Below are 482 nucleotides of genomic sequence, written 5' to 3' on the forward strand. Positions count from 1 at the left end.
CTGGATGTCGCACCTGTTCCTAACTTGCTGCTGATCTTCGTCAGATCAACTGCTCCGCCGTTTGACGGTGCATTCAACGTGATCACTAACTGGTCGCCTGCTCCCACTGTCGGCTTGCCGTCGCCATTGAGCGCCGTTATGCTCGTCACCATTGGCGCTACGGCTACTCCGAAGCTGCCTCCGATGGCAATGCTCGATTGTGCTGCCAGTTCTTGCGTGCCTGTCGTTGCGTCGAAAATGCCGTTTCCACTCAAGATGCTAATCGTATCGRCCGTTGTAATCGTTGCTCCAGCTCCTAGCGTAATCGTCAAACGAAGTTTGTCGCTGCTCCAACTGRATGTCGCACCTGTTCCTAACTTGCTGCTGATCTTCGTCAGATCAACTGCTCCGCCGTTTGACGGTGCATTCAACGTGATCACTAACTGGTCGCCTGCTCCCACTGTCGGCTTGCCGTCGCCATTGAGCGCCGTTATGCTCGTCAC

The 482-nt window shown here is 55.0% G+C and carries 1 protein-coding gene; it reads right to left on the reverse strand.

The features are described 5' to 3' along the window. Nucleotides 1–482, reverse strand: a 482-nt coding sequence (locus tag AB4114_RS35895; protein ID WP_441992689.1) for a hypothetical protein, incomplete at both ends; no start/stop codon positions are given.

This window comes from Paenibacillus sp. 2RAB27 (assembly GCF_052115445.1).
Taxonomy (GTDB): Bacteria; Bacillota; Bacilli; order Paenibacillales; family NBRC-103111; genus Paenibacillus_E.